The organism is Streptomyces sp. AC627_RSS907 (assembly GCF_019049165.1).
Window position 1 is genome coordinate 97,783 of the sequence record NZ_JAGMUE010000064.1, and the last position, 23,551, is coordinate 121,333.

At 69.9% G+C, this 23,551-nt stretch carries 21 protein-coding genes; 10 read left to right on the top strand and 11 right to left on the bottom strand.

The features are described 5' to 3' along the window. Positions 1-114: 114 nt before the first annotated feature. From KUM32_RS16235 to KUM32_RS16255, 5 genes are all read right to left on the bottom strand, one after another. Positions 115-1,254: a DUF475 domain-containing protein gene (locus tag KUM32_RS16235; protein ID WP_217142601.1), complete on the bottom strand. Its 1,140-nt coding sequence runs from the start codon at positions 1,252-1,254 to the stop codon at positions 115-117. Positions 1,255-1,303: 49 nt separating this feature from the next. After that, positions 1,304-1,879 (bottom strand): TerD family protein, encoded by a 576-nt coding sequence (locus KUM32_RS16240; protein WP_217142602.1) that lies wholly within the window; start codon positions 1,877-1,879, stop codon positions 1,304-1,306. 110 nt (positions 1,880-1,989) lie between these two features. Further along, positions 1,990-2,565 (bottom strand): calcium homeostasis/redox stress adaptation protein, encoded by a 576-nt coding sequence (locus KUM32_RS16245; RefSeq protein WP_217142603.1) that lies wholly within the window; start codon positions 2,563-2,565, stop codon positions 1,990-1,992. A gap of 112 nt (positions 2,566-2,677) precedes the next feature. Next, positions 2,678-3,136, bottom strand: a complete 459-nt coding sequence (locus tag KUM32_RS16250; protein ID WP_217142604.1) for a peroxiredoxin — start codon at positions 3,134-3,136, stop codon at positions 2,678-2,680. A 122-nt stretch (positions 3,137-3,258) separates the two neighbouring features. Continuing rightward, positions 3,259-3,696, bottom strand: coding sequence for a DUF3052 domain-containing protein (locus tag KUM32_RS16255; RefSeq protein ID WP_217142605.1), 438 nt, complete (start codon positions 3,694-3,696; stop codon positions 3,259-3,261). Between the two features lie 408 nt (positions 3,697-4,104). Here KUM32_RS16255 and aceE point away from each other — a divergent pair, with 408 nt between their 5' ends. Then, positions 4,105-6,852 (top strand): pyruvate dehydrogenase (acetyl-transferring), homodimeric type, encoded by a 2,748-nt coding sequence (gene aceE, locus KUM32_RS16260; RefSeq protein ID WP_217142606.1) that lies wholly within the window; start codon positions 4,105-4,107, stop codon positions 6,850-6,852. Positions 6,853-7,514: 662 nt separating this feature from the next. On the opposite strand, the gene KUM32_RS16265 is transcribed toward aceE, so the two are convergent. Together KUM32_RS16265 and KUM32_RS16270 are read right to left on the bottom strand one after the other, a co-directional pair. Further along, positions 7,515-7,820 carry a small hydrophobic protein gene (locus KUM32_RS16265; protein WP_217142607.1) on the bottom strand — a complete coding sequence of 102 codons (306 nt, stop codon included), beginning with the start codon at positions 7,818-7,820 and terminating at the stop codon, positions 7,515-7,517. A 220-nt stretch (positions 7,821-8,040) separates the two neighbouring features. Then, a complete protein-coding gene (locus KUM32_RS16270; RefSeq protein ID WP_217142608.1) occupies positions 8,041-9,663 on the bottom strand; it encodes an MFS transporter in 1,623 nt (540 codons plus the stop codon). Between the two features lie 130 nt (positions 9,664-9,793). Between KUM32_RS16270 and KUM32_RS16275 the strand changes: the two genes are divergently transcribed. The 3 genes from KUM32_RS16275 to KUM32_RS16285 all read left to right on the top strand — a co-directional run bounded on the left by KUM32_RS16275 (position 9,794) and on the right by KUM32_RS16285 (position 12,687). Next, complete coding sequence (locus KUM32_RS16275) at positions 9,794-10,483, top strand: TetR family transcriptional regulator (RefSeq protein ID WP_254405642.1); 690 nt, start codon at positions 9,794-9,796, stop codon at positions 10,481-10,483. A 65-nt stretch (positions 10,484-10,548) separates the two neighbouring features. Then, positions 10,549-11,766, top strand: coding sequence for an alpha/beta hydrolase family protein (locus KUM32_RS16280; protein ID WP_217142609.1), 1,218 nt, complete (start codon positions 10,549-10,551; stop codon positions 11,764-11,766). Between the two features lie 66 nt (positions 11,767-11,832). Continuing rightward, positions 11,833-12,687 (top strand): DUF4429 domain-containing protein, encoded by an 855-nt coding sequence (locus KUM32_RS16285; protein ID WP_217142610.1) that lies wholly within the window; start codon positions 11,833-11,835, stop codon positions 12,685-12,687. A 33-nt stretch (positions 12,688-12,720) separates the two neighbouring features. Here the strand turns inward: KUM32_RS16285 and KUM32_RS16290 are convergent, their stop codons facing one another. Together KUM32_RS16290 and KUM32_RS16295 are read right to left on the bottom strand one after the other, a co-directional pair. Continuing rightward, positions 12,721-13,749: an aldo/keto reductase gene (locus tag KUM32_RS16290; protein WP_217142611.1), complete on the bottom strand. Its 1,029-nt coding sequence runs from the start codon at positions 13,747-13,749 to the stop codon at positions 12,721-12,723. Then, positions 13,746-14,231, bottom strand: a complete 486-nt coding sequence (locus tag KUM32_RS16295; protein ID WP_217142612.1) for a MerR family transcriptional regulator — start codon at positions 14,229-14,231, stop codon at positions 13,746-13,748. The genes KUM32_RS16290 and KUM32_RS16295 overlap by 4 nt, the downstream gene beginning before the upstream one ends. A 97-nt stretch (positions 14,232-14,328) precedes the next feature. Between KUM32_RS16295 and KUM32_RS16300 the strand changes: the two genes are divergently transcribed. Both KUM32_RS16300 and KUM32_RS16305 read left to right on the top strand, forming a co-directional pair. Next, positions 14,329-14,799, top strand: coding sequence for a GNAT family N-acetyltransferase (locus KUM32_RS16300; RefSeq protein ID WP_217142613.1), 471 nt, complete (start codon positions 14,329-14,331; stop codon positions 14,797-14,799). 18 nt (positions 14,800-14,817) lie between these two features. Further along, positions 14,818-15,639: a serine hydrolase gene (locus tag KUM32_RS16305; RefSeq protein WP_217142614.1), complete on the top strand. Its 822-nt coding sequence runs from the start codon at positions 14,818-14,820 to the stop codon at positions 15,637-15,639. Here KUM32_RS16305 and KUM32_RS16310 read toward each other — a convergent pair. Next, positions 15,605-16,045: an ATP-binding protein gene (locus KUM32_RS16310; RefSeq protein ID WP_374227522.1), complete on the bottom strand. Its 441-nt coding sequence runs from the start codon at positions 16,043-16,045 to the stop codon at positions 15,605-15,607. The genes KUM32_RS16305 and KUM32_RS16310 overlap by 35 nt on opposite strands. Before the next feature lie 94 nt (positions 16,046-16,139). On the opposite strand from KUM32_RS16310, the gene KUM32_RS16315 reads away from it, so the two are divergent. From KUM32_RS16315 to KUM32_RS16330, 4 genes are all read left to right on the top strand, one after another. Beyond that, complete coding sequence (locus KUM32_RS16315) at positions 16,140-16,988, top strand: helix-turn-helix transcriptional regulator (RefSeq protein ID WP_217142615.1); 849 nt, start codon at positions 16,140-16,142, stop codon at positions 16,986-16,988. Continuing rightward, a complete protein-coding gene (locus KUM32_RS16320; RefSeq protein ID WP_217142616.1) occupies positions 16,948-17,145 on the top strand; it encodes a DUF397 domain-containing protein in 198 nt (65 codons plus the stop codon). The genes KUM32_RS16315 and KUM32_RS16320 overlap by 41 nt, the downstream gene beginning before the upstream one ends. Before the next feature lie 840 nt (positions 17,146-17,985). Further along, positions 17,986-22,323: an RICIN domain-containing protein gene (locus KUM32_RS16325; RefSeq protein WP_254405667.1), complete on the top strand. Its 4,338-nt coding sequence runs from the start codon at positions 17,986-17,988 to the stop codon at positions 22,321-22,323. Then, entirely contained in the window at positions 22,323-22,733 is a 411-nt protein-coding gene (locus KUM32_RS16330) for a hypothetical protein (protein ID WP_217142618.1), read from the top strand. Before KUM32_RS16325 ends, KUM32_RS16330 begins: the two co-directional genes overlap by 1 nt. Before the next feature lie 97 nt (positions 22,734-22,830). On the opposite strand, the gene KUM32_RS16335 is transcribed toward KUM32_RS16330, so the two are convergent. Further along, positions 22,831-23,502, bottom strand: coding sequence for a pirin family protein (locus KUM32_RS16335; protein WP_217142619.1), 672 nt, complete (start codon positions 23,500-23,502; stop codon positions 22,831-22,833). Positions 23,503-23,551 lie beyond the last annotated feature (49 nt).

The window sequence follows — 23,551 nt, forward strand, 5'->3', positions numbered from 1 at the left end:
CCCGAGGAGTCGTCCTCGTCGGCCGCCCCGCACAGAGCGTTCCCTCACCTGGGGCCGGTTCACACCGGTGGCGCAGGCGCACCGGGGGCGCACCGGCCCGGGATCATCAGGGTCTCACACCCCGGAGGAGACCTCCGCCTTCTCTCCGTCGCCCGGTCCCCCGGCCGCGGCGAGTCGCTTGTTGCGGCGCACGGAGGACCAGAAGGACCAGCCGATCAGGAACACACCGATGAGGCCGGTGATGAACTCGTTGATCTCGTACCGGATGGTGACGAGGAGGATCACGGCGAGGGCGCCGATGGCGTAGTGGGCGCCGTGCTCCAGGTAGACGTAGTCGTCCAGGGTGCCCTCGCGGACCAGGTAGACGGTCAGGGACCGGACGTACATGGCGCCGATGCCGAGGCCGAGGGCCATCAGGACGATGTCGTTGGTGATGGCGAAGGCGCCGATGACGCCGTCGAAGGAGAACGACGCGTCCAGGACCTCCAGGTAGAGGAACATGAAGAACGCGGCCTTGCCGGCCAGCGCGATCGCCGACTTGGGCTTGCCCTCGCGTTCGGCCTTCTCCTCCGCCTCGTGCTCGCGTTCCTCCTCCTCTTCGAGCTTGTCCTCGAAGTAGCCGGAGAGACCGCCGACGATCAAGTACGTGATCAGACCCGCGACGCCGGCGATCAGGACCGTCTCGGCCTTGTCGGCATGACCGGCGTGCAGGTGGGCCTGCGTGGCGAAGGTCATCGCGGAGACGAGCAGCACGATCAGGGCGATGCAGACCGACAGCATGTCGACCTTGCCGAGCTTGGCCAGCGGACGCTCCAGCCAGCCCAGCCACTTGATGTCCCGGTCCTCGAAGATGAAGTCGAGGAAGATCATCAGGAGGAACATGCCACCGAAGGCGGCGATCGACGGGTGGGCGTCCGTCACCAGCTCCTGATAGCGGTCCTTGTCGGTGAGCGCGAGGTCGACGGCCTCGATCGGTCCGAGCTGGGCGCTGATCGCCACGATCACGACCGGGAACACCAGGCGCATACCGAAGACGGCGATGAGAATGCCGATGGTGAGGAAGATCTTCTGCCAGAAGGCATTCATCTTCTTCAGGATCCCGGCGTTGACCACCGCGTTGTCGAAGGACAGCGAGATCTCCATGATGGAGAGGATCGCCACGAGGCCGAAGGCGCTCCACCCCCCGTAGAAGACCGCCGCGACCAGGCCGAGCGCGGTGACCGCGAACGACCAGCCGAAGGTTTTCAGAAGCACTGGCTACCCAATCGTGTGTGTACGGGGCTCCCCCGCGCCGTACTCGGCTTTACGAAACGTTGACTCCGAAGTCTAGAGCGATGCCCCGGAGCCCCGACGCGTACCCCTGCCCCACCGCACGGAACTTCCACTCGCCCTGGTAGCGGTAGAGCTCACCGAAGATCATCGCCGTCTCGGTGGAGGCGTCTTCGCTGAGGTCGTAACGGGCGAGTTCCTGGCCGTCGGCCTGGTTCACGACGCGGATGAAGGCGTTGCTGACCTGCCCGAACGTCTGCCCGCGCTCGTCGGCCATGTGGATGGAGACCGGAAAGACGATCTTGTCGCAGTGAGCAGGCACCTTGGAGAGGTCGACCAGCAGCGACTCGTCGTCACCGTCGCCCTCGCCCGTGAGGTTGTCGCCGGTGTGCTCGACGGAGCCGTCCGGGCTCGTGAGCTGGTTGTAGAAGACGAACCAATCGTCGCCGAGCACCCGGCCGCCGCTGCACACCAGCGCGCTGGCGTCCAGGTCGAAGGGTGCTCCGGTCGTGGAACGCGCGTCCCAGCCGAGTCCGACCAGTACCTGTGTGAGGTTCGGTGCGGCCTTGGACAGGGAGACGTTTCCTCCCTTGGCAAGCGTGACGCCCATGGTGATGGTCCTCCCCGGTGATGGTCCCTGGGTTTCCTGCGCGTCCGGCGCCGCACGTAAACCGTGCGGCGCCGGACGATCGAGGCCGCGGCCTCGGGAGCTTTGACGACTCAGACGTTCACGCCGAAGTCCTGGGCGATGCCGCGCAGGCCGGAGGCGTAGCCCTGGCCGATGGCGCGGAACTTCCACTCGGCGCCGTGCCGGTACAGCTCGCCGAAGACCATGGCCGTCTCCGTGGAGGCGTCCTCGCTCAGGTCGTAACGGGCGATCTCGGCGCCGCCGGCCTGGTTGACGACGCGGATGAAAGCGTTGCGCACCTGGCCGAAGGACTGCTGGCGGTTCTCGGCGTCGTAGATCGAGACCGGGAAGACGATCTTCTCGACGTCGGCGGGGACGCCGGCGAGGTTGATCTTGAGCTGCTCGTCGTCGCCCTCGCCCTCACCGGTGAGGTTGTCGCCGGTGTGCTCGACCGAGCCGTCCGGGCTCTTCAGGTTGTTGAAGAAGATGAAGTGCGCGTCGCTGGCGACCTTGCCGCTGCTGTTCAGCAGCAGCGCGCTGGCGTCGAGGTCGAAGTCGGTACCGGTCGTGGTGCGGACGTCCCACCCCAGACCGACGATGACCGCGGTCAGGCCGGGGGCCTCCTTGGTCAGCGAAACGTTGCCGCCCTTGCTGAGGCTGACTCCCACGAGTCCTCCATTGGTGTCCGGGGGCGGGATGCCCCGTAGTGCGCGGATGTCGGATCAACGATTCGATCCTAGTGACGGGTTCCCGCCCCCCGCAGGCCCTGCGGCCGACACCTCACAGGGTGTCGAGCGCCTTCACGTACTCGGTCAGGTCGCGGGCGTCCGGCAGGCCGTTGACGACGGTCCAGCGCACGACGCCCTCCTGGTCGATGATGAAGGTGCCGCGGACGGCGCAGCCCTTGTCCTCGTCGAAGACGCCGTAGGCGCGCGAGACGTTGCCGTGCGGCCAGAAGTCGGAGAGCAGCGGGTACTCCAGGCCCTCCTGCTCGGCGAAGACGCGCAGGGTGTGGATGGAGTCGTTGGAGACGGCGAGCACCTGGGTGTCGCGGTCGGCGAACTGGGGCAGGTTGTCGCGCACCTCGCACAGCTCGCCGGTGCACACGCCGGTGAAGGCGAACGGGTAGAAGAGCAGCACGACGTTCTTCCGCCCGCGGAAGTCGGACAGCCGGACGGTCGCGCCGTGGTTGTCCTTGAGTGCGAAGTCGGGTGCCGTGTCGCCGACCTGGATCGTCATGTCCTGTTCGTCCCTTCGCAGGTGGTTCGCTGGAAACACCCTACGCAGGGGCCGTCACGGAGCCCCGGACGGGCCGACGGCGGTCGGTCCGTCCGAGGTCCGGATGGTACGGAGCCTGTCGGCTACCGCTTGGACTTGGCGGCCTTGGGCGTCGCCAGCCGGCTGCCGCTCCAGTCCTTCCCGACGCTGACGCTCTTGGCCGCCGTCAGCCCCGCCGTCGTCGAGGCTTCCGAAATGTCGCTGGCCTCGACGTACCCCGGACGGCCGGTCTTCGGCGTGAGGAGCAGGATCGCCCCGCCCTCTTCGATGTACGTGGTGGCATCCACCAGCGCATCCGTCAGGTCGCCGTCGTCGTCACGGAACCAGAGCACGACGGCGTCGGCCACGTCCTCGTAGTCCTCGTCCACCAGCTCGCCCTCGACGGCGCTCTCAATGGCCTCGCGGAGCTCCTGGTCGACGTCGTCGTCGTAGCCGATCTCCTGGACCACCTGCCCGGGCTGGAAACCCAGCCTGGCGGCAGGGTTCGTCCGCTCCTCCGCGTGGTCCGCGGTCGCGCTCACGGGTTGCCTCCTGATCGTGTCTTGGAATGGGGGGTGCCCCCGGACCCGTCCAGGGCCTGGGGAGTCTCAGCCACGCGCGTGCGCGAAGCCTGGCCGTAGTCCACACGGGCGGGACGGATCGCGCAAGTACCCGGCGGCCGGGACCGTCGAAACGGTGACGATCCGGGCGGTGTCGCCGCAACTCCAGCCATGCCGTCCGGACCCAAGGTGACGTACACCACACCTTTCTGCCCCGTTTGCGTATTTGGGAACCATGCGTGGGTACGAGATCCGAATGAACGTGCCCCCGGCCCCTACGGAGGAACCGGTTACCCCACGGTACAGATGACGTTTGCCCCCGCGAGGTACACGATGGGGAATCGGCGCAGACACCCGGACAAATCAGCCCTCTGACAGCGAAGGAACAGCGTGGCTTCCGCATCCGATCGCAATCCGATCATCATTGGCGGCCTTCCGAGTCAGGTTCCTGACTTCGACCCCGAGGAAACCCAGGAGTGGCTCGACTCCCTCGACGCCGCCGTCGACGAGCGCGGCCGGGAGCGTGCCCGCTACCTGATGCTGCGGCTGATCGAGCGGGCTCGCGAGAAGCGCGTGGCCGTTCCCGAGATGCGCAGCACGGACTACGTCAACACCATCCCGACCAAGAGCGAGCCGTTCTTCCCCGGCAACGAGGAGATCGAGCGCAAGATCCTCAACGCCACGCGCTGGAACGCCGCCGTGATGGTCTCACGCGCGCAGCGGCCCGGCATCGGCGTCGGCGGCCACATCGCGACCTTCGCCTCCTCCGCCTCGCTGTACGACGTGGGCTTCAACCACTTCTTCCGCGGCAAGGACGAGGGCGACGGCGGCGACCAGGTCTTCTTCCAGGGGCACGCCTCACCGGGCATCTACGCGCGCGCGTACCTGCTGGACCGGCTCAGCGAGGAGCACCTGGACGGGTTCCGGCAGGAGAAGTCGAAGGCGCCCTACGCCCTGTCGTCGTATCCGCACCCGCGGTCGATGCCGGGTTTCTGGGAGTTCCCGACGGTCTCGATGGGCCTCGGCCCGATCGGCGCGATCTACCAGGCGCGGATGAACCGCTACATGCACGCGCGCGGTATCGCGGACACGTCGCGCTCGCACGTGTGGGCCTACCTCGGCGACGGCGAGATGGACGAGCCGGAGTCGCTGGGCCAGCTGTCCATCGCGGCCCGCGAGGGCCTGGACAACCTGACCTTCGTGGTCAACTGCAACCTCCAGCGCCTCGACGGCCCGGTGCGCGGCAACGGGAAGATCATCCAGGAGCTGGAGTCGGTCTTCCGGGGCGCCGGCTGGAACGTCATCAAGCTGGTGTGGGACCGCACCTGGGACCCGCTGCTCGCCCAGGACCGCGACGGCGTGCTCGTCAACCGGATGAACACCACGCCGGACGGCCAGTTCCAGACGTACGCCACCGAGTCCGGCGCCTACATCCGCGAGCACTTCTTCGGCGACGACCACCGGCTGCGCGCGATGGTCGAGAACATGACCGACGACCAGATCCTGCACCTGGGCCGTGGCGGTCACGACCACCGGAAGATCTACGCGGCGTACAAGGCGGCCCTGGAGCACAAGGGCCAGCCGACGGTCATCCTCGCCAAGACCGTCAAGGGCTGGACGCTGGGCCCGAACTTCGAGGGCCGCAACGCCACGCACCAGATGAAGAAGCTGACGGTCGACGACCTCAAGCGCTTCCGCGACCGGCTGCACCTGCCGATCTCCGACAAGGAGCTGGAGTCCGGCCCGCCGCCGTACTACCACCCCGGCCGGGACACCGAGGAGATGCAGTACATGCACGACCGCCGCCTCGGTCTCGGCGGCTACGTCCCGACCCGCGTCGTGCGGTCGAAGCCGCTCGCACTGCCTGACGACAAGGCGTACGCGACCGTGAAGAAGGGGTCGGGTCAGCAGTCCATCGCGACGACGATGGCTTTTGTGCGGCTGCTGAAGGACCTCATGCGGGACAAGGAGATCGGCAGGCGGTTCGTATTGATCGCGCCGGACGAGTACCGCACGTTCGGCATGGACTCGTTCTTCCCGAGCGCGAAGATCTACAATCCGCTCGGTCAGCAGTACGAGTCCGTGGACCGGGATCTGCTGCTCGCCTACAAGGAGGCGCCGACCGGGCAGATGCTGCACGACGGCATCTCCGAGGCCGGCTGCACGGCGTCGCTGGTCGCGGCCGGCTCGGCGTACGCCACGCACGGCGAGCCGCTCATCCCGGTCTACGTCTTCTACTCGATGTTCGGTTTCCAGCGCACCGGTGACCAGTTCTGGCAGATGGGCGACCAGTTGGCGCGCGGATTCGTGCTGGGCGCGACCGCGGGCCGTACGACGCTGACCGGGGAGGGCCTTCAGCACGCGGACGGCCACTCGCAGTTGCTGGCCTCGACGAACCCGGCGTGCGTGGCGTACGACCCCGCGTTCGGCTTCGAGATCGCGCACATCGTCCAGGACGGCCTGCGCCGGATGTACGGCGGGGACGAGCGGCACCCGCACGGCGAGGACGTCTTCTACTACCTCACCGTCTACAACGAGCCGATCCGGCACCCCGCCGAGCCGGAGAACGTGGACGTCGAGGGCATCCTCAAGGGCGTCCACCGCTTCAGCGAGGGCACGGGCGGCTCGATCCCGGCGCAGATCTTGGCGTCCGGGGTCGCGGTGCCGTGGGCGGTCCAGGCGCAGCGGATCCTCGCCGAGGAGTGGAACGTACGGGCCGACGTCTGGTCGGCGACCTCCTGGAACGAGCTGCGGCGCGAGGCCGTGGCGTGCGAGGAGCACAACCTGCTGCACCCCGAGGAGGAGCAGCAGGTGCCGTACGTGACCCGGAAGCTGGCCGGCGCGCAGGGGCCGTTCGTCGCGGTGTCCGACTGGATGCGGTCGGTTCCGGACCAGATCGCGCGGTGGGTGCCGGGGACGTACCAGTCGCTGGGGGCCGACGGGTGGGGCTTCGCGGACACGCGGGGTGCCGCACGGCGGTTCTTCCACATCGACGCGGAGTCGATCGTGGTCGCGGTGCTGAGCGAGCTGGCCCGCGAGGGCAAGGTCGACCGGTCGGTGCTGAAGCAGGCCATCGACCGGTACCGGCTGCTGGACGTGGCGGCGGCGGATCCCGGTGTCGCGGGCGGGGACGCGTAGCGCGTACGCGTGGCCGTGTGCCGCGGACATCGCCGGGCCAGGCGGCAGGCGATGTCCGCGGCGTGCGGCGGGCCGACCCGGGAGCGGGTGCGATCACCGAGGGGCGGTGGGGGCCGGGGCCCCCACCGCCCCTGCCGTTTCCCGGGGCCCTGCCTCCGCTGCCGGTTCCCGGTCCACCTCTTACGGTGGCTCGGGCGAACATCCGGGCGTCGGGTGACGCGGTGCGGTGACCGTTCACGACGACGACGGCGGGCCGCGGGGCGCGGTGCACGGGGAGGAGCGGAAGCGGCGGGGCTCGTCGGAGAGGGGGACCCCGCCCACGCGGCGACAGGACACCACCCAAGACACGGAGCGCGTCAGGGCTCGGCGGGATGAGGGCGCGGCCCGGCGCCGAGAGGGCCGCCGCAGCGCCCGTGTCCGGTGTCCGCCCTTGCCGCCCTTGCCGCCCTTGGAGGTACCTTCCAGGTCGGCCCTTCAGGCGCCGGGGAGGCAACCAAGCCCGCGGTTCGCGCGCGGAGCCGGCCGGGGACGGTCTGAGCAGGCCGTGGGCCAGGACGGTCAGAACAGGCCGTGGGCCAGGGCGGTCAGAACAGGCCGTGGGCCAGGACGGTCAGAACAGGCCGTGGGCCAGGACGGTCAGAACAGGCCGTGGACCGGGGCGGTCAGAACAGGCCGTGGGCCGGAGGTGCTCCGGTGAGCCGGATGACGGCCAGGAGGGTGTCGACGGCGCCCAGGGTGAGGGCGACCACGGCCGGTACCGGGCGGGGGCCCGCCCAGGTACGGCCCATGGCGAGCCACCCGCAGACGATCGCCACGGGGCCGAGGATGATCCCCAGCACCAGGAACCCGGCGACCGCGCAGACGACTCCGACGACCGCGAGCGTCGCGCGGTCCGGCCCGGTCCGTGACCACGTCCGGCCACGTGAGCGGGGGTGCCCGCGCGATCCCCGTCCGAAGCTCGCCATCATCAACTCCCGGAACTCCTCATGGAGTTCGGGTACCCCCGCGCAGGCTCCTATGCCTGCCGTACACGCACTGCCTGCGCGCTGCCCCCCTCCAGCAGCGCGCCGCAGCGCCTCACCCCCGTGCCCTGCGGAGGACTTGACCCACTGTGACCTGAGATGTCCGCCGGAGGGAGGGGTTCCCCGACTCTGTCACCCTGATAGGCGAACAGGGCCGGGGGCCCGGTCAGACGTGCCCCATGCCGGCGCCGGCCTCCGCGTTCTCACCGCGCTTGGTGAGGAAGGCGACCAGCACGGCCACGGCCGCGACGCCGGCGGCGACCAGCGACGCCAGACTCATGCCGGAGATGAAGGTGTCGTGCGCGACGTCCGTGATCTTCGCGGCCAGCGTCTCGGGCGTGCCCTTGGCCACCGGCGCGACACCGACCTGGACCGCCTCGGAGGCCTGGCCCAGCTGCTCCGGGGGCAGCTTCGGAAGGCCGGCGTCGGCCCAGTTGCCGGGCAGGTCGTTGTCGACCTTGGAGGCCATCACGGCGCCCAGCACGGCCGTGCCGAGGCTTCCGCCGATCTGCATCGCCGACTGCTGGAGGCCACCGGCGACACCCGACAGCTCCATCGGCGCGTTGCCGACGATGACCTCGGTGGCGCCGACCATGACGGGCGCGAGGCCGAGGCCCAGCAGGGCGAACCAGACCGACATGATGCCGCTGCCGGTGTCCTTCTCCAGCGTGGACATGCCGTACATGGCGAGCGCGGTGAACGCCATGCCGCCCGCGAGCGGGATGCGCGGGCCGACCTTGGTGATCACCGCGCCGGCGAGCGGCGAGCCGACGATCATCATGCCGGTGAGCGGCAGCAGGTGCAGGCCGGCGTCGATCGGGCTCAAGCCGTGCACGTTCTGGAGGTAGAACGTCACGAAGAACAGCCCGCCCAGGAAGGCGATCGCCATCAGGACCATGAGGACGACACCCGCGGACAGTGCGACGGAACGGAACAGCCCCAGCGGGATCAGCGGCTCCGCCACCTTCGTCTCCCAGAAGGCGAACAGGGCGAAGCCCACGACGGACGCCACGAGGAACAGCCACGTCGTGCCGTCGCCCCAGCCCCACTCGGGGGCCTTGATCAGCGCCCAGACCAGGCAGAACATGGCGGTGGACAGCAGCGCGATGCCCAGGAGGTCGAAGGAGCGCGGGGCGTTCTCGGCGCGGTGGTCCAGCAGGATCATGACACCGAGGACGACGGCGATGACGCCCACCGGCACGTTGATGAAGAAGACGGACTGCCAGTTGACGTGCTCGACGAGCACACCACCGAGGATCGGGCCACCCGCGGTGGAGGCGCCGATGACCATGCCCCAGATACCGATGGCCATGTTGAGCTTCTCGGCCGGGAAGGTGGCCCGCAGCAGGCCGAGCGCGGCCGGCATCAGCAGCGCGCCGAACAGACCCTGGAGCACACGGAAGCTGACGACCAGCGGGATGCTGTCGGACAGGCCGATGGCCCCGGAGGCGGCGGCGAAGCCGACCACACCGATGAGGAAGGTCTGCCGGTGCCCGAAGCGGTCACCGAGCTTGCCCGCGGTGATCAGGGAGACCGCGAGGGCGAGGAAGTAGGCGTTGGTGATCCACTGGACGTCGGCGAAGCTGGCCTTCAGGTCCTCCGCGATCGCCGGGTTGGCGATGGCCACGATGGTGCCGTCGAGGGCCACCATCATGACTCCCACGGCAACGGTGATCAGGGTGAGCCACGGATGGCCGCGCAGCCCGGTGGCCGGCGCGGAGCCGGACGGGCCGGACGGTACGCCCCCGTCGCCGGACCCCGTCTTGTCGATGGTGGTCTGACTAGTCATGCGTTCGAGGCTAATGACAGTCACTGACAGTTGACAAACCAATTCACGAGTCAGTCACTGACACGACATCTCCCTATAGCCTGAGCTGCGAAAACGAACGACGACGGGGCGACACGCGAGGAGCAATCTGTTGAAGTCGGCGGACACCGCTCCCCCGCCGGGGCTGCGCGAACGCAAAAAACAGCGCACCCGGGACACGCTGCTGCGTTCGGCCCTCGAACTCTTCGCCGAGCGGGGCTACGAGGAGACGACCGTCGACGACATCGCCGAGGCGGCCGATGTCTCGCAGCGCACCTTCTTCCGCTACTTCGCCAGCAAGGAGGAGGCGGCGTTCTTCGTGGCGCGGCTCGCGGAGTTGCGCTTCGTCGAGGCGGTACGCCGCCGTCCGCCCGGCGAGGCACCGCTGGACGCGCTGCGCCAGGCCCTCGTGGAGAGCTGGAGCACCATAGGCGAGACCATCGAGCAGCTGATCCCGCTCGAGCTGCACATGCGCTTCTACCGGGTCATCGAGTCGACGCCCGCGCTGCTCGCCGCCCACCTGCGGCGCGCGACGGAGCTGGAGGAGGAGATCGCCCGCGTCGTCGCCGACCGGGAGGGCCTCGACGTGAACGCGGATCCGCGGCCCCGGGTGGTCGTGGCCGTCTTCGGCGCGGTGATGCGGGTGACGGAACGCATCTGGTCGGCACGGGACGACGCCACTCTCGGGGCGCTGCGCGACCTGACCGCCGCCTACCTCGACCAGGTGGAACCCGCGCTCACCGGGAACTGGCGGAGCGACACGCCGGGACCGGCCGGGCGGAAAGAACCCCGCAACGCCTGACCAAAACGTGATCCGTGTCACTTGGTTCACGCGAGACCGTCCCGTTCTCCTAGTGTGTCCTCCCAGTGACTTCCTTCGACACCTCCCCACAGCTCAACGCCTGGCGCGCCCTGCTCGCCCTGGCCGTGGTGTTCGTGATGCTGGCGACCACCGGCTGGACCGCCCTGCGCAACCAGCGGGGTCCCACGGCCCTCGAAGCGTCGGTCGCGGCCTGGGAGCACGGCCGGATCGACGGGCGCCGGCTGCCGGACGCGCAGGCGGCCCCCGCCCGGCTGGCCCGCTTCTTCGCCTCGCTCACCGAACGGCAGCGCACGAGCCTCGCCCGCCGCTACCCCCTCGCCGTCGGCAACATGAACGGCGCCCCCGTCGAGCTGCGCTACGTCGCCAACCGCGCCGCGCTCCGCACGGCGCGCACGGTCGAACGGCAGCGCATGCACGACAAGCGTCTGTCCCTGTCCGGGCAGCGCGAGGCGGGCCGCCGCATGCACCGCTACGAGTCCCTGCTCGACCCCGACCGCCGCATCCTCGCCTTCGACCCGGCGGGCTCGGGCAGGGTCGCCGAGGTGTTCGGGAACCTGGACCGCGCCGAGCGCGTGTCCGTCGTCGTGCCCGGCGTGGACACCGAGCTGCTCACCTTCCAGCGCACCGAACGCGCGTACACGGCACCGGTCGGCATGGCCAAGTCGCTGTACGCGGCCGAACGCGCGGTGAGCCCGGGCACCCGCACGGCCGTGATCGCCTGGGCCGACTACACCTCTCCCAGCGGCCTCGGCATGGAGGCGGCCACCGCGACCCGCGCCGAACGCGGCGCCGTCCGGCTGAACGCGCTGGTGCGGGCGCTGCCCGGCCGGGCCCCCGTCTCCCTGTTCTGCCACAGCTACGGCTCGGTGGTGTGCGGCCTCGCCGCCGACACGCTGCCCGGCCGGGTGACCGACATAGCGGTGGCCGGCAGCCCCGGCATGCGGGCGGAGAACGCCTCCCGCCTGGACACCTCCGCCCGCGTGTGGGCGATGCGGGACGCCGACGACTGGATCCAGGACGTACCGAACCTGGAGGTGGGCGGGCTCGGGCACGGCGCCGACCCGGTGTCCGCGGCCTTCGGGGCACGGGTGCTGTCGGCGCGGGGCGCCGAAGGACACGCCGGCTACTTCGTACCGGGCACCGAGAGCCTGCGGAACTTCGCGGAGATCGGCGTTGGCGCATACCACACGGTCGCCTGCGCCGACGAGAACGACACATGCCGGGTGGGTTTGCCCGGCACGGCGACGGTCGGACGCGCGTAGAGGAGCAGAAACTCCGGTTTGCGCGGGGAGGGGACGGAAGAGCTCGTGCCGCATACGATGAGCCGCATGGGTGACGTACTGGCCGGATTTCATGCCGCCTGGGAGTTCGAGTCCGACTCCGTGCTCATCCGCTACGAACGGGGGATTCGGACACCCAAGCTTTTCCAGGCCCTGGGGGAACGCCGGGTGCCCCTGGAAGCCATCGCCGGGGTGACGCTCACGCCCGGGAAGCGGGGCACCGTCGTGCTGCGCGTCGAACCGCGCCCGGGCGCCGATCCGCTGATGGAAGCGGCCGCCGGGCAGCTGAAGGAGGGCGGCGACCCGTACCGGCTGGTGCTGCCCGCCGAGCGGGAGACGCTCGCCGAGTACTACGCCGACGAGCTGCGGGGGCTGCTCGGCGAGTCCGGCAGGACCGAGCGGTTCCTGGTGGCGGCACCCGAGGCGCCGCTGCAGTTCAAGGCGTACGACGGGAAGGCGTCCTTCGACGGCACGTCGGTGACCTTCCGGTGGTTCTGGACGGGGGCGTCGTCCGCGAAGTGGAAGGCCGGCGACCAGAGTTTCCCGGTCGCCGATCTCGGCGGCGTCGAGTGGCGGTCCCCCGAGGCGTTCGAGGGGTACCTGAGGCTGCTCCCCCGGGTCGGGGCGCCCGTCGCTCCGCAGGCCGACCAGGATCCGGCGGCGGTCGTGTTCGGGCTCGGGTACGGGCCCGTGCACGAGTCACTGCCGTTCGCGGCGGCGGTGCTGGCGGCGGTGCGGGGCCGCGGTGCCGGCTCCGCGGTGCCCGTGCCGGTGCCGGCACCGCGGCGGGATCCCGCGGACATCGCCGAGCGGATCCGGCACCTGGGGGAACTGCACCAGCAGGGGCTGGTGACGGACGAGGAGTTCTCCTCGAAGAAGGCGGAGCTGCTGGCGGAGCTGTGACGCGTCCGCCGAGCCGGTTCCCGGGGCGCCCCCCTACTCCCGTCCGGCGGAAGTGAACGTCATGTCCGCGTAACGGTCGCCCGCCACCTTTCCCGCGATCGGCTCCAGCAGGGCGAGTTGGTCCTCCGTCAGGACGATCCCCGTCGCGGCCGTGTTCTCCTCCACCCGCGCCGGCCTTCGCGTACCCGGGATGGGCACGACGGGCAGACCGTGCACCTGCGCCCGCTGCTGGGTCCAGGCCAGGGCGATCTGGCCGAGTGTGGCACCGTGGGCCTCGGCGACCGTGCGGACCGGGGCGAGGAGGGCCGCGTTGGCCGCCGCGTTGTCGCCGGTGAAGCGGGGCTGCTGACGGCGGAAGTCACCGGCCGTGAGGTCCTGGTCGGCGTTGACGAAGGCGCCGGTGAGGAAGCCCCTGCCGAGCGGCGAGTACGGCACCAGGGCCACGCCCAGCTCGCGCGCCGCCGGCACCACGCCCGTCTCGATGTCCCGGCTGAACAGCGACCACTCCGACTGCACGGCGGCGATCGGATGCACCGCCTGCGCGGCCCGCAGCTCCTCCCCCGTCACCTCGCTCAGCCCCAGGTGCTTGACCTTGCCCTCGCGGACGAGGCCGGCCATGACGGCGACGGTCTCCTCGATCGGCACGTTCACGTCGCGCCGGTGCATGTAGTAGAGGTCGATCACGTCGACGTCCAGGCGGCGCAGGCTCGCCTCGACCGCCTGGCGGATGTAGGGCGGGTCGTTGCGGATGATCCGCTTCGTCGGGTCGTCCGGCGGGATGGACAGGGCGAACTTGGTCGCGATGACGACCTCGTCGCGGTGGGCCTTGAAGAAGGGCGCGAGGAACCGCTCGTTCTCACCGGCGCCGTACGCGTCGGCCGTGTCGTAGAGCGTGACGCCCAGCTCCAGCGCCCGTTCCAGGGTCGCCCGCGACGCGTCGGCGTCGGACGGGCCGTATCCGAAGCTCATGCCCATGCAGCCGAGGCCCTGGACACCCACCTCCGGGCCGCCGTCGCCGAGCCGCGTCGCCGGGAGCCTGCCGTCGGTCGTCCTGTCCGTCATCGGGTCCTCTCCCCTTCACGGGCGCGTCCGGCGTCCCCGTAGAAGCTGATCTTCCGGTCGAGCACGGCGAGGGTGTCCTGGAGCTCGGCGATCCGCGTCAGCACGTCGCGGCGCGTGGACTCCAGGAGTTCCCGCCGGTCGGGATAAGTGCTCTCGCCCTCGCGCACCAGCTCCGCGTACCGGACCATGTCGGCGACGGGCATGCCGGTCATGCGCAGCCTGCCGACGAAGTCGAGCCAGTCCAGGTCGCGGTTGCTGTAGCGGCGCTGCCCGGTGTGCGAGCGGTCGATGTGGGACATCAGGCCGATGCGCTCGTACCAGCGCAGCGTGTGGGCCGTCAGTCCGGTGAGGGCGACGACCTCGCTGATGGTGTAGCGGTCCTGCCCGTCGGGGCGCGGGTGGCGCGGGGGCGGGGCGGAGCAGATGTCTGTTCTGGTGGCGTTCGGCCGAAGGGTCCCGGCCGTGGTCTGCATCACCGTCATGCCCCCCACGCTATGACCTTGGAGTGCACTCCAGGCAAGCGTGCGCGGCGGGAAAACGGCGGGAGGGCAGGCACCCCGGCCGATTAGCATGCCCGGCATGACCCACGTACGCCGTGCGCTGCCCGAGGACGCGGAGGAAGTGCTGCGTCTGCGTCAGGTGATGATCGATTCGCTGGCCCGCTCCGACTCGTCCACCGAGTGGCACGCCGAGTCCCTGCCCGTGCTCCGCGGCCGGCTGGCCGAGCCGGACGGCACCTTCGCCGCGTTCGTCGTGGACCATCCGGAGCGTCCGGGGGCGCTTGCGGCGCTGGTGGTCGGCACGCTGGACTACCGCATCGGCGGTGCGCACAATCCGCTCGGCGTCGACGGCTACGTGTTCAGTGTCGCCACCGACCCGGACGCGCGCCGCCGCGGGTACGCGCGCGCCTGCATGGATGCCCTGCTGGAGTGGTTCCGCGAGCACGGCGCCCGGCGGGTCCGCCTCACCGCGTCCACGCAGGCCGAGCCGCTGTACGCCTCGCTGGGCTTCCGGCCCAAGCCGGACCCGTTGCTGGAGCTGACGTTGTGAGCGCTTAGGCTCGACGGCATGTCGTTGAAGAGCCTCGCGTTGATCGAGAACTGGCCGGTTCCCACCGCCGCGGCGGGCGTCGTACGCGCCGACGGCACGATCCTGGGCACCCACGGCCCGGTCGGACACCGCTTCCCCCTCGCCTCGGTCACCAAGCCGCTCGCGGCGTACGCAGCGCTCGTCGCGTACGAGGAGGGCGCGATCGAGCTGGACGAACCCGCCGGGCCGCCCGGCTCGACGGTCCGCCACCTGCTCGCGCACACCTCGGGGCTGGCCTTCGACGAGCACCGGGTGACCGCCCCGCCCGGGGAGCGCCGGCTGTACTCCAACGCCGGTTTCGAGCAGCTCGGCGATCACATCGCGAAGGCGGCGGACATCCCGTTCGCCGAGTACGCGCGGCAGGCGGTCCTGGAGCCGCTGGGGATGACGGCCACCACCCTCGAGGGCTCCCCGGCGAAGGACGGCGTCTCCACGGTCGAGGACCTGCTCCGCTTCGCCGCCGAGGTGCAGGCACCGCGGCTGCTGGACCCGCGCACGGTCGCCGAGGCGATGACGGTCCAGTACCCGGGCACGAAGGGCGTCCTGCCGGGCTACGGCCATCAGAACCCGAACGACTGGGGCCTCGGCTTCGAGATCCGGGACGCAAAGGCCCCGCACTGGACGGGCGCCGCGTCCTCGCCCCGCACCTTCGGCCACTTCGGCCAGTCGGGCACGTTCCTGTGGATCGACCCCGACGCGGGTGTGGCCTGCGTGGCCCTGACCGACCGGGCCTTCGGACCGTGGGCGACCGAGGCGTGGCCGCCCTTCACGGACGCGGTGCTCGCGGAGCCGCGCGGCTGAGGCACTCGAACCACACGGTCTTGCCCTGTCCACCGGCGTGCGGGACGACGCCCCAGCGGTCGGTCACTGCCGCGACGATCACCAGCCCGCGCCCGCCGTCGCTCAGCGCGTCGGCGGCTGCCCGGGCCGGCAGCTCCGGACAGCCGTCGGTGACCTCCACCCGCACTCCGCCGGGCTGAATGAGGAAGCAGACACGGCACCGCCGCCCCGGCACGTGCCGTACGACGTTGGCGACCAGCTCCGTGAGCGCCAGCTCGGCGGCGTCGGTCACGTCGGACAGGCCCGAGCGGACGAGGTACAGCCGCAGGACGCGGCGCAGATGCCGGGCCGAGTGCGCGCCCATGGCGAACTCGGCGTGGTACTGACTCTCGATGTCCGTCACCTGCGGACCAGTTGCGTGATTCACACCACAATGCTGCGACGCCCTGCATACGCTCGACTACGCACAGAAACGAACGTCGCGAGACGTTGCCGACCGTAGTCCGGAGTGAGGTGCCGCCGTGGCCAACATCCAGTCCCTCGACCCGACCGCGTCCCCGCTCGACTACTACGGCTGGGAACTGCGCCGCCAGCGCGAGGCCCACGGTCTGAAGCAGGGCCAGCTCGGCGACATCATCTTCTGCACCGGCTCCCTCGTCGGCCAGATCGAGACCACGAAGAAGGTCCCGACCCGCGACTTCTCCGAGCGCGTGGATGCCGCGCTCGGCACGGACGGCCTCTTCTCCCGCCTGATCGGCCTGGTCCTGCGCAGCCAACTCCCCACGTGGTTCCAGCCGTACGCGGAGATGGAGGCGAAGGCGGCGTACATCTCCACGTATCAGGCGCAGTTGGTGTACGGGCTGCTGCAGACGGAGGAGTATGCGCGGGCGGTGCTCGCCACCGGAATGCCGGACGACCTGGAAGGCCTGGTGGCTGCCCGGATGGAGCGCCAGCGCGTCCTGGAGCGCGAACAGCCGCCGCTGGCCTGGGTGGTGCTGGACGAGGCGGTACTGCACCGACCGATCGGCGGCCCCGAGGTCATGCGGCGACAACTGGCCCGGCTGTTGGAGTTCGCCGGCCACCGCTGGATGCACGTGCAGGTGCTGCCGAACGAGGTGGGAGCCCACGCGAGCCTCGCTGGTTCGTTCAACTTCCTCCGCTTCGACGATGCCCCGGACATCGTCTACACGGAAGACCTCATCTCCGGCCATATGACGGCCAATCCCGAGACCATCAGGGAGGCAGCACTCCGTTACGCTCGCTTGCAGGCCGCCGCCCTCTCCGTGGAGGATTCGGCGGAACTGATCATCCGCGTGATGGAGGAACGCTATGGACACGGTTCCGAGCCTGAGGAATACCCAGTGGCGTAAGTCCAGCTACAGCGGAAACACCGGCGGTGACTGCGTCGAGGTCGCCGACGGCTGCCCCGCCGGTGCCGTCCCGGTGCGCGACAGCAAGAACCCGTCCGGCCCGGTCGTCACGGTCGGCACCCACGCCTGGCAGGCGTTCGTCGACGGCCTGCGGTAGCAGGCGCGCCCCGCTCGGCCCCCCCATTCCCCCAAACTCTGAGCAGAGGACACGCAAACGTCATCCAGGCGCTCAGTTGAGCGGCATGGAGACAGTTGGCCCCAGGATGCTCACGCTTTTGCACAGTGAGGCCTCCTCGACACATCGCGCGGAGTGCGGCGCCGGCGGAGCGGAACAGGATGGGAGGGATGAGGGCGCATGTTCCGGTCAACCTCCAGCGATCGAGTCCAGAGAGTCGCCACAGTCCCGCCGCAGGTACCCACAGGATTAACACACCTCCTTCACTGATCCTCCTTGGTCATCTTTCGGTCAGGTACTGATCGGGACCTTGTGACGTGATCTTGGTGCGTGCCTAAAGTGTCACGCCACGTCGGGCGGAGTGAGGTCTTCCGCCGATGCGGTCACAGGGCGGCCGGGGACCGCCCAGGCGTGGGGGTGGGGGTGGCTTCGTCGTGCCGCGAGCTCGGTCGTCAAAGCGTGGGGCGCTGATGGTTGACGGCTGGTCGTCCCTCTCTTCGTCCCGGGTGTCTTCGTCTGTCTCCGTTTTCGACGAAGGATGCTCCAGTGCGTCTCAGACGTCCCCAGAAATCATCTGACGGCCCGCCCGGCAGAGTCGAACAACGCCCCCGCGGCGGTTTGCGGCAGGGATCCCGCGCCTCGCGACTGCGTGTCGCTTCCGTACCGCTCGTGCCTCTTGCGGTCATCGGCGCGGTGCTCGCAGGACTGCTCGGGCCCGAACCCCCGGCCGACGACCAGGTACCCGGCGTCGGCACGGTCGCAGACAGTTATGACGGCTTCGATGCCGAAGCCGCCGAGCAGCTGCGGCAGGACCAGTGCCTGATGGCCGACGCACTGCGGCTCGGTGGGCCCACGATGGGCGACCTCGCGCAGACCGGCCTGACCGAGACCCCGGAAGCGCTGCGTGTCACGGCCAACCGTGAATATTGGACCGACACCCCTCTGGCCACCGCGTTTCAGCAGGACCGGGGCATCGTCGACCAGAACCTCGAGGCGCTGGGCGCGCGTCTGGATGCCTGGAAGGCTCCGCTCGACGGACTGCCGTACCCCGGAGGGTTCAAGTCCGTCGCTGACTTCGAGTGGCCACCCGGGGTGCCCAGCGGCACCGGTGACGACTTCTTCGACCAGGTCGGCTACTCGAAGTGGCTCGGAGAGCAGTACTGGAAGGACGAGAGCCTCTTCTACGAGGACTCCAGCCCCGTGGCCGACGCGGCGACGGTGCAGGCGGTCACGGAACTGGGCACCCCGCTCTACGGCGAGGCCGATCCGTCCTTGCCGAGTGACGAGTGGCAGCAGGCGTACGCCGAGGAACAGGCGTTCGATGAACTGGCCGACGGCCTCTACGAGATGAGCGCCGACGACGCGCGGCTCTTCCTGTCCTCGGGTGGGTTCCCGCGCACCGCTCCCGAGCCGGGGAGTCTGCCGTTCCGTCTCGCGGTCGAGGACCTGAAGACACGGTTCGCGGTCTGTTCGTGGCGCAATCCGATCGACCCCAGCCGGGTCCTGGGCAAGGAAGTCGCCGCCGCGTCTGCGGAGTGGCAGCAGGAGATCGCCGCGCAGGCCGCCCAGCGCAACCAGATCATTGACGCGAACCGTGACGCGACCGCAGCTCTCGCTACGGGAGCGAAGGCGCTCGGGGAGATGCTCGGCCAGTCCTGGGTCGCCGATCACCTCGTGCGCTGGCAGGACTACTGGTCGCCCGGCGGGGCCGGCTGGATCGGGGACAGCCCGATGGTCGTCCACATCCATGCCGCCTCCGACAAGTGCCTGGAGGTCGCGGGCAACTCGCAGGCCGACGGCGCGGTGGTCCAGATGTACACCTGCAACGGCGGCGCAAACCAGAAGTGGCAGATCGACGGCAACTCGCTGGTGAACGTCAACTCCGGCAAGTGTCTGGACGTGAACCGCGACGGGACGGCCGACGGCACCCGTATCCAGCAGTGGACGTGCAAGCAGAACGGCGCCCAGGGCTGGGAGTTCACTCCCAACCGCACCACCCAGCTGCGGAACACGGGCAGCGGCAAGTGCCTGGACCTGCACACCTACGCCAACAGCCAGGACGCGTGGCTGTGGAGGTGCAACGGCACGGACCCGCAGAAGTTCGACATCGTGCCGTCGGGGCACAATGGCACGGACGATCTCGACTACCCCACGCAGGCTCAGTTCGCCAAAGCGACCAAGGGCATCGCGGCTGCGCGGAGGGAAGCCGAGACGCAGCTCGGGGTGATCAGGCGGCAGGCCCAGATCGCGGGCATGGCGGCAGCAGACTCCGACGAGTTCCTGAACACCGCCTATGCCGTGGCCGACGGCATAGGCGCTCCTCGGGGCCGGGGTCTGCTCATCGGTCAGCAGAAGGACCAGGTCACCAAAGCGTCCTCCGCCGCGCTGAACGCGATGCTCAAGGCCGGCGAAACGGCGTTGGCGGCCACCAAGGCGTCCGCCGGGGACAGTGCGACCATCGCCGCCCGCGCCGTGGCACAGGCCGCCGGGACCCGGACCGCGTTCCGTACCGCGGCCGCCCGGGCGGCGAAGGAGCAGGCGAAGGCATCGGCCGAGGCAGCCGCCGTCCAGGCGAGCAATGCCAAGGCCGCCCGCGACACCGCCAAGACCAAGCTCACCGAAACGAAGAACGCCGAGGCCGACGCCAAGGCCGCCGCGGCCACCGCACACGCCGAGCGGCTCGCCGCCGAAAAGGAGGAGGCCACCGCCAAGGCGGAGAAGGAGACCGCCGCTCAGAAGCAGGCCGACGCCGCGCAGCACAGAACCAACGCCCAGCAGCGCGCGACCGAGGCCAAGGACGCCAAGGACCGCGCGGAGGCCGCGGACACCACCGCCACCGAGAAACACAAGGGCGCGGAGGAGGCCCGCGACAAGGCGAAGGCACTCCGCGACGACGCCTGGGACGCCGAGCAGAAGGCCAACGCCGCCCGTGCCAAGGCCGATGCCAAGGAGGCGTACGCTCAGGCCGCCGAGGCCGACGCCAACGCACAAGAGGCCCGGAAGGCAGCCGACGACGCCGATGCCGCCGCCGACGAGGCGGAGACGGCGGCGACCGCCGCACGCTCCGAGGCGGACAAGGCGACCCAGGCCGCGGCCGACGCCGACGCTGCGGCCACCCGGTCGGAGGCCGCAGCCGAGCGGGCCCGGGCCAACGCCGATGACGCGCAGGCCGCCAAGCTGGCCGCGGACGCCGCCGTGAAGACCGCGACCAGCGCGGCAGCGGATGCCATCGAGGCTTCCAAGACCGCGGCCACGGCAGCCCGTGCGGCAGTCAAGCACGCCGACGAGGCCGAGCAGCACGCCGCCGACGCCAAGAAACAGGCGGACGCTGCCAAGGGCGAAGCGGCCACCGCACTCACCGGCGCCAACGAGGCCACCGGGCACGCCTACACCACGGCGCAGGCGGCGGTGGACGCCGGCAACGCGGCCGCACAGGTCGCGGCACCCGCCAACGACGCCATCCAGCTCGGATCGCCGTACATCACCACCGACTCGGCCGCCGGACTCGCCGTACTGACCGGACAGTCGTCGAAGACGATCGCCGAGCAACAGCGGGCCGTCGCCGACGCACACGCGCAGAACGCGGAGGCGTCGGCAGCGCAGGCACAGAGCGTCGCGAACGCGGCGAGCGGCGACGCGAAGGCCGCCTACACACTGGCCGCCGAGGCCCTCGGCTACGCGTCCGACGCGCGCAGCTCCGCCAAGGAAGCCCTGGGCTACTCCGCGGAAGCCGCCTCGTACGCGGCACAGGCGGCCCAGTCACTCATCCGCACCATCGCCTACGACGAGCAGGCCACCACGGACGCGGCAGCAGCCGACAGCGCGGCCGGCCGCGCCGAAGGCCATGCCGCGGACGCCCGCGACTCCGCCGACACAGCGGCCCTGGACGCCGAGGCCGCCCGCACTGCGGCGACCGAGGCGGAGCAGGCGGCCAAGGACGCCCGCGACGCCGCCGACCACGCGGCCACCGAAGCCGCCGCGGCGGAAGAGGCCGCCAAGGACGCCCAGGAGTACGCCGAATCGGCCCAGCAGGCGGCCGACCAGGCCGAGAAGGAGGCGAACGCAGAGCAGATAGACAAGGGAACCGTCGTCGATCAGACCGGTGCCTCCATCGGCGGCATGTTCTACGTCGTCGACCACATCGAGAAGGTCGGCGATCCGCAGGTCGTGAAGAAGTCGGACGGCTGCGAGGGCTGGATCGACAAGCTCTTCTACAACGGCGACTGCACGATCACAACGAAGATCGGGTTCAAAGCAGTCCTCGACCTGTACCTGTGCACCGCACAGGACCTGGACCTGTCCCAGTTCACGTGCCCCTCCGGCTCGACGGTCTACCTCGGCGAGTACCCGACCAAGGAACTGTCCACCGAGGTCACACACACCATCACGATCGCCGAGTACCAGGAGGGCGTCGATCCGATCGACATCCTCTTCGGCAGCTGGATCAAGTGCGCCCAGAAGATCGCCCCGGGCGGCGCGGACGGCAGCTGGGGCGGCTGCGCCTGGGCGGCCGTGGACGTCGCGGCCCTGTTCGCCGGCAAGATCCTCAGACCCATCGCGGACGCGGTCACCGCCCTGGACGCTTCCGTCAGGACCGGCATCGGCTTTACCGACGCGTGGACGGGTCTGCGCACCATCGGTCTGACGGACGAAGCCATCGCCGGCATCGGAGCCAGGGCACTCCGGGAGATGGGGGACACGTGCAAGGTCAGTCGCACCACGCTGACCGCGCGTTCCGGCGGAGGCTACTGCACGTGGCTGGAGTCTGGCGGACCTGGCAAGTGGATGCCCGAGACGGAGAACATGTCACAGGCTGACCGTGCCTACGAGCAGTTGGTGACGAACGGTGTCCCCTCCGGTATCTCGTACAAGGTGCGCGCGGAGACGCCGAGCGGTTACGTGAAGTTCGACGGGTACCAGAACGGAACCCTTATCGACGCCAAGAACATCCATTACAAGGACAGCTGGATCAACGGTGAAGGGCGACTCAAGTTCCCCACATCGGAGACCACTACCATGGTGAAGCAGGTGAAGGCCGCGAACGGCACACCCGTGGTGTGGTACATGTCCGATGAAAAAACCCGAGCCGCCCTGGAACTATGGGCGCTCGACAACAACGTCAAGGGCATCAAGTTCGTGTTCAGGCAGGGACAGGCGTAATGAGCTACAACCTGAGCCTCTACAGGTTCTCAGACGGTGAGTTGGCCGAACCCGACATGGACGTGGTCCGGGCGGTCCTCTCGCCCGTCCGTGCCGGGCCGGAGAAGGTGAGCGACGGCGCAACGGAATACTGGATCCGTGCCGCAGACGGCAGCGAGGCCGAGGTGGGCGTCTACGAACGCGTAATCAGTGTGGAAAACCCCCAGGCCGGTGACGTATGGAAAATCGTCATCGAGCTGACCGACCAGCTCGGCGCGGGGATTCTCATCCCCAACGGCACTTTTCTGTGCCAGGAGGAAATGCGTGCACATCTCCCTGAGGGAATGGAGAACGATTCCGTCTTCGTTCCGGCGATCACCCTCGGAGCTTTCGAGAGGGCTGCCGGTCCGTTCATGGACCCCCTGACCTGACGTCTCAACCACGGTCCCTGAGACCCCTACGGTCGACCCGACCGCTTCCCGGCCTCGCCGAAGCCGAGCTGAGCCGGCTTCGGCGAGGCCTGCCGCGTCAGCGGGCCGCCATCTCCCACACCAGCAGCTCCGTGTCCGACGACGCCGCCACCGCGTCGATCCCCCGTGCGTCCGTGATCCGGGCCGCGTCGCCCGGGCGCAGGTGCTCGCCGGCCAGGTCCACCTCGCCGCGCACGACATGGACGTACACGTACGCCCCGTCCGGCACGGCCGTCCGCTCCCCCGCGGTCAGGCGGCGTACGTGGAGCATCGCGCCGGCCTCGGGAACGGCGTACGGGGTGGAGTCGGCGATGCCGCGGACGATCTCGTAGGAGGGGTCGCCGCCGGGCTGCAGGGGGGACAGCCACATCTGGACGAAGGTCAGCGGGACGGACCCGTCGTTGCGTTCGAGGTGGCGGACGCCGGCCGCCGAGCTGAGGCGTTGGACGTCGCCGGCGCGGACGACCGTCTCGTGGCCCGCGGTGTCGCGGTGGGTCAGTTCGCCCTCCACCACCCATGTGACGATCTCGGTGTGGCTGTGCGGGTGCTCGTCGAAGCCGGCGCCGGGGGCCAGGTGTTCCTCGTTGCAGGCGAGCAGGGCCCCGAAGCGGAGGTTGTCGGGGTCGTAGTGGGGGCCGAAGGAGAAGGCGTGGCGGGAGGCGATGCCCGCCGTCGCGTCGCCTCCGGGGTAGCGCTCGTCGGCGCGCCGTACGTCGATCACGTCGTCCACCGTAGACCCGGCGGCACGTGCTCCCGTTCCGATAAGGCAGTCTTGTCCC